This window comes from Mesorhizobium sp. P3_A9 (assembly GCF_056402975.1).
This window is the reverse complement of record NZ_JBFUGJ010000385.1, coordinates 1-5328: the sequence shown is the minus strand read 5'-3', so window position 1 is coordinate 5328 and position 5328 is coordinate 1. Positions and strand designations below refer to the sequence as shown.

The following is a 5328-nucleotide window of genomic DNA, read 5'->3' as shown; positions in this document are numbered from 1 at the left end:
GGGCCGGCTCGGGGTGCAATTCCTCGAAATAGCGGCAGATGGCGACGGATTCGGTGATGACGGTGCCATCGTCAAGCTCCAGCACCGGCAGGCGTTGCAAAGGATTGCGAGAGCTAACCGTTTCGCCCTTGTGCTCGAAAGCGCCCATGTCGACAGACACCAGAGGAACAGCGATCCCCTTCTCGGCGAGGAAAACGCGAACCCGCCGTGGATTGGGCGCCCGGCCGCCGTCATAGAGTTTCATTCGATCCTCCCTTTTCCTTCTGAGCCAATGCGCGTCACCAGAAGCGAAAAATCTCCCGCACGGCATCGCCGATCGACGCCAGTGTACCGTGCTTTCGCTCCACGACCTCGCCGTGATGGCTGTCGCGCCAGTCCTGCGGCTGGTCGAACGTACCTGCCCAGATACCGGCCTTTGCCACGCGGGCAGTCGCTTCCTCACTTTCGTAGTCGCCGAAGGCAACGGCCCAGCCCGCCTCGACCTGGGCGCGGTTGAGATCGGTGCCGCCGGCCTTGCAGTCGCCAAGCAGCCGGCCATAGCGATCCCGCTGCCAGCCGCTGCAGGTGACCGGCCTGCCGGCAATCAGGCGCACCAGCGCCTGGCGCGCCAGCGTGCCACAGGCATAATCCGCACCGTTCCTGCGGCAGGTCTGGGTGTATTCCGGGGCATCGATGCCGCGCATGCGGATGCGCTCGGTGCCGAGTGTGATGGAATCGCCGTCATTGATGATGGCGGCACCTTGCGTCTGTGGCGTTTCCACCCGATCGAGGCGCGCCGCCAGCAGCATCAGCAGTCCCAGAATGATGGTGGCCAGCCCGTAGTCCAGCACTTTGCGCCACAGGCTTCTCGGGGGCGGCGCCGCGTACCGCCGGCGCGATCTTGGCGACCATGAACGACTCATATGGCAAACGGTTGGTTAATCATTCGAACGTAGCTTAACACCTTGAAACCGCTGCCCGTATAAATCGAAGTTTTTGATGCCCTTGCAACGCTCGAACACAGCGGACAAGTTCATTGTGGACCGCAGGAAACCCCATCGCAACAGCGATGTGGCGCGCGCGGTGCGCAAGACGCGCGACCGTCTTTCGCAACAGGCCGGCAATCCCGATTTCGACCGCGAACTGCTAAAACTCCACGCGCGCGCCATGACAAGCGGCGCCGTGGTCATCCCGCTGCTCGTCCTGGCAATCGCAGCAGTCGGCCGGCTCACCGGAATCGGCAACGAGATCGGGCTCTGGGCGCTGTTCACGCTCACCTCCTATACGATCGTCGTCTTCATGGCGCGGCGGATTGAGCGTACGGAAGCTTCCGAACTCAACCCCTTGCAAGCGCAACGGGAATTCCTGGCCGGCCATTTCCTTTGCGGCCTCGGCTGGGCCTGGTTCGTCTGGCTGGGCTGCGGTGCCTGCGAGGTCGACCAGTTCCAGGTGATCAAGGCGGTCGTGCTGCTGTTTGCCATGGCCGGGACCGCTCTGATGGCTTCATCCCTGAGCGGCGCGCTGCTGGCGACCTTTGCCGTGCCGGTGGCGCTCTATGCCTATGCCGGGATCAAGCTGTGGATGCCGGTCGAGGCGATCATGGCCGGACTGCTCGTCGCGTCGCTGCCCTTCTTCGCCTATATCGCCCGTCACCTCAACCGCTTCTCCCTGATGCTGTTGTCGTTCCGCTCCGAAAAGGACGCGCTGATCGCCGAAGTGGAGACAGCAAAATCGATGTCGGACGAGGCGCGGCGGCGGGCCGAGGACGCCAATCTGGCAAAGTCGCGTTTCCTCGCGTCGATGAGCCATGAGCTGCGCACGCCGCTCAACGCCATTCTCGGCTTTTCCGAGGTGATGGCGAACGAGGTGCTGGGGCCGATGAGCAATCCCACCTATCGCGACTATGCGCACGACGTGCATGATTCCGGCCAGCACCTGCTCGACCTGATCAACGAGATACTCGACCTGTCGCGCATCGAGGCTGGCCGCTACCAACTCAACGAAGAGCCGGTGATGTTGCTCAACATCGTCGAGGACTGCTGCCATATGATGGAGCTGAGGGCGCGCAACAAGGATATCCGGGTCATCCAGGATTTCGAAGCGACATTGCCGCGGCTGTTCGCCGACGAGCGCGCCGTGCGGCAGATCACGCTCAACCTTTTGTCGAACGCCATAAAATTCACCGCCACCGGCGGCGAAGTGCGTGTCCGGGTCGGCTGGACGGCAGGCGGCGGACAATACATTTCGATCAAGGACAATGGCCCCGGCATTCCCGAGGACGAGATCCCGATCGTGCTCTCGGCCTTCGGCCAGGGCTCGATCGCCATCAAGAGTGCCGAACAGGGCACCGGGCTTGGCCTGCCGATCGTGCAAGGCCTGCTCGCCATGCATGGTGGCGAGTTCGAGCTTCATTCCAAGCTGCGCGAAGGCACCGAGGCGATCGCCATCTTCCCGCTGAGCCGGGTGATGGAAGAACTGCCTGCACTGCCGACGGCCGCGGTCGCGGCGCGAAGGCGCTAGGCTACCCCGGCGACCTGCCTCCACTCGGCCTCAAGGAGAAACGCGGACCGCAATGACCGGAGATTGGGATGCAAGCCGCGTCGAAATCAGATCGGAACGGCTTCGCCTTAGGCTGTTTATATCAGACGACGCTGACGAGGTCTTTGCCGCCATCACGCCCACCATCACCCGTTTCATGCAGTGGGAACCACCTCGATCATCAACGGCCTTTGCCGAGGTATGGCGATCCTGGCTGGCGCCGATCCTTGACGGATCGGATCTGCATTTCGTTGTGCGTTCACTGGCGGATGATCGCTGTCTGGGGCTTGTCGGCCTTCACGCGGCCAAGACGGCCTGCCCCGAGATCGGGATTTGGATAAGGCAGGACGTCCATGGAAACGGCATTGGCCGGGAGGCCGTCGCCGCTGTGGCGGCGTGGGCGTCCGACGAGCTCAATCCCGATTGCTTCGAGTACCCTGTCGCCGAAGAGAACCTGGCGAGCCGGCGAATCGCGGAAGGCCTCGGCGGGTCGATCGTCGAGACCCGCTCCAATCCGAAGTACAGCTCAGTCGTCTATCGCATCCCCAATCTCAGGCGTTGATACGCCGAGGACCAAGGATCCTAGCCCCGAACAGCCGCCGCCATGCCTGAACTGGTCAGCGCCGCCGCCTTGACCAGGCCAGCGCCAAGGGCTGCCCCTGCCCCTTCGCCATGGCTTATATCGAGGTCAAGCAATGGGCGGAAGCCAAGCAACTCGGCGGCCTTGGCGTGCGCGGGCTCCGGCGACAGGCTGGCGAGCAGACAATGGTCTAGCGCTGCGGGGGTCGCGACATAAAGCACCGCTGCGGCTGCCGTTGCCGCGAAGCCGTCGAGCAGCACGGGAATATTCTGCATCCGCGCGGCGAGGATGGCGCCGGCTATCGCCGCGAACTCGCGGCCGCCGACCCGGCGCAGCACCTCTAACGGGTCCTCGAGATGGCCCCCGTGAAAGGCCAGCGCCGCATCGACCACCTCCGCCTTGCGCGCCTGCATCGCTGCATCGGCGCCGGATCCCGGGCCGACCCAATCGGCACCCCTGCCCCCGAACAGTGCGGCAAGCAGCGCGGCGGCGACGGTGGAATTGCCGACGCCGAGATCGCCGAGGCAAAGCAAATCGGTGCCGCCCGCGATCGCTTCCATGCCGAAGGCCATGGTGGCCGCGCAGCCGCGTTCATCGAGCGCGTCGTCATCGGTGATGTCGCCGGTCGGTATGTGCAAGGCAAGATCGAACACTTTCAGCCCGAGATCGTTGGCGATGCAGATCTGGTTGATTGCCGCACCGCCGGCCGCGCAAAGCTCGACCGCGTTGGCGGTTGCCGCCACCGGTCGCGGCGAAATGCCGTGCCTGACAACACCATGGTTGCCGGCAAAGACAGCCATCAGCGGTCTTGTCACGGCAGGCGGAGCCCGGCCGCTCCAGGCGGCAAGCCACGCGGCGATGTCCTCGATGCGGCCGAGTGAATGCGCCGGCTTGTCGGCCTTGGCAAACAGTGTGCGCACGCGCGCTTCGGCTTTGAGGTCGGCTGCCGGCAGATTGTCGAGCAGGTTGCGAAAATCATCGAAAGGCAGAGCGCTGGTCATGTCGTGAGCAATCATTCCTGGAGTTGGTGAGCGGCATAGCCGCGTTGCGTGATCGGCACAACCTCTCGCAAACATCCGCCTTGATTGCCGCAAAGATGGCCTGGGAAGGCGCGAACGCGAGGGCTTGCATTGGCTTTGCCGTTGCACCATGTGGAGGTGAAAGAGCGGATTCCGTACGGATCCCTCAAGCGAAAGTCATGACCGTCATCGAATCTCCCTGCATCCTTGTCTGTTCGATCGATATGAAAACCGGCTTCTGCTTCGGTTGCGGCCGCACGCGCGAGGAAATCGGCGCCTGGATGGGGATGACGCCGGAAACACGCCGCASTGTGATGGCCGAATTGCCGGCCCGGCTGGAAACGGTCGAGCGCCGGCCGCGCCGGGAGACGCGCCGCACCCGTATGGCCCGCGAACGCGACGCACTCTAGAGTTCACCCTTTCACGGAAACGGCGGACCGCTCTAACTCATTGTTTTAACGCAATTCCGGACGAAGAACCGTTCTACACTTTCCTGGAATTGCTCTAGCGAGGCACGGATGAGCAGTCGGCTGTTCTGGATTCTGATGGCGGTGATCGGCGTGGGAGCAGTCCTGCTCATGCTCAACGATTCCGCCGGCAGCACGCTTGGGGTCGAGAAYTACGATTTCGGCAGGCTGATCTGGCTTGGCGCCTTCGGCGCCCTCATCGGCGCTGGCCTGCTGCGCTCGGGCCGCCCGTGGGGCGACATGGCTCGCAACCTCGGCGCCTGGGCGGCAATCGTGCTCGCGCTAATCGCCGGCTACCAGTATCGCTACGAACTGCAGGACGTCGCCAGCCGGGTGACCGCGGGCCTCGTTCCCGGCAGTCCGCTGGCGCTTGGCGTCGAGGACGGTCACGCCACGGTGACGCTCGACAAGGCCGACAATGGCCATTTCGAAGCGCGCATCCTGGTCAACGGCAATCCGGTTCGGGCTATTGTCGACACCGGCGCGACCAGCACCGTGCTGACATCGGAAGACGCGCAGGCCGCAGGCTTCAACCCGGCGGTGCTCAACTACACGATACCGGTTTCAACTGCCAACGGCATGGCGCGCGCCGCGGCGGTCAAAACCGACGCGGTGGCGATCGGCGGCATCGTGCGCAAGGACATGTCGGTGATGGTCGCAGCCCCCGGCATGCTGAGCCAAAGCCTGCTCGGCATGAACTTCATCGGCTCGCTTTCGGGCTTCGACGTGCGCGGCGACCGGATGG

7 protein-coding genes are annotated in these 5328 nt (G+C 63.9%); 4 read left to right on the top strand and 3 right to left on the bottom strand.

What is annotated here, in order from left to right:
• The coding region (locus AC1DX0_RS30545; protein ID WP_477358155.1) for a glutathione S-transferase N-terminal domain-containing protein at nucleotides 1-244 on the bottom strand (244 nt) is incomplete at its 3' end.
• 34 nt (nucleotides 245-278) lie between these two features.
• The gene (locus AC1DX0_RS30540) at nucleotides 279-902 is read right to left on the bottom strand and encodes a thermonuclease family protein (RefSeq protein WP_477220518.1); all 624 of its coding nucleotides are present in this window, start codon (nucleotides 900-902) and stop codon (nucleotides 279-281) included.
• 76 nt (nucleotides 903-978) lie between these two features.
• On the opposite strand from AC1DX0_RS30540, the gene AC1DX0_RS30535 reads away from it, so the two are divergent.
• Both AC1DX0_RS30535 and AC1DX0_RS30530 read left to right on the top strand, forming a co-directional pair.
• Entirely contained in the window at nucleotides 979-2499 is a 1521-nt protein-coding gene (locus AC1DX0_RS30535) for a sensor histidine kinase (RefSeq protein ID WP_477220517.1), read from the top strand.
• Between the two features lie 52 nt (nucleotides 2500-2551).
• The gene (locus tag AC1DX0_RS30530; RefSeq protein WP_477220516.1) at nucleotides 2552-3079 is read left to right on the top strand and encodes a GNAT family N-acetyltransferase; all 528 of its coding nucleotides are present in this window, start codon (nucleotides 2552-2554) and stop codon (nucleotides 3077-3079) included.
• Nucleotides 3080-3099: 20 nt separating this feature from the next.
• On the opposite strand, the gene AC1DX0_RS30525 is transcribed toward AC1DX0_RS30530, so the two are convergent.
• Nucleotides 3100-4098, bottom strand: coding sequence for a nicotinate-nucleotide--dimethylbenzimidazole phosphoribosyltransferase (locus AC1DX0_RS30525; RefSeq protein ID WP_477220515.1), 999 nt, complete (start codon nucleotides 4096-4098; stop codon nucleotides 3100-3102).
• A 197-nt stretch (nucleotides 4099-4295) separates the two neighbouring features.
• Here AC1DX0_RS30525 and AC1DX0_RS30520 point away from each other — a divergent pair, with 197 nt between their 5' ends.
• Both AC1DX0_RS30520 and AC1DX0_RS30515 read left to right on the top strand, forming a co-directional pair.
• On the top strand, nucleotides 4296-4526 hold the full coding sequence (locus AC1DX0_RS30520) for a DUF1289 domain-containing protein (RefSeq protein WP_477358152.1): 231 nt from the start codon (nucleotides 4296-4298) through the stop codon (nucleotides 4524-4526).
• A gap of 108 nt (nucleotides 4527-4634) precedes the next feature.
• A partial coding sequence (locus AC1DX0_RS30515; protein WP_477358149.1) for a TIGR02281 family clan AA aspartic protease occupies nucleotides 4635-5328 on the top strand: 694 nt, incomplete at its 3' end.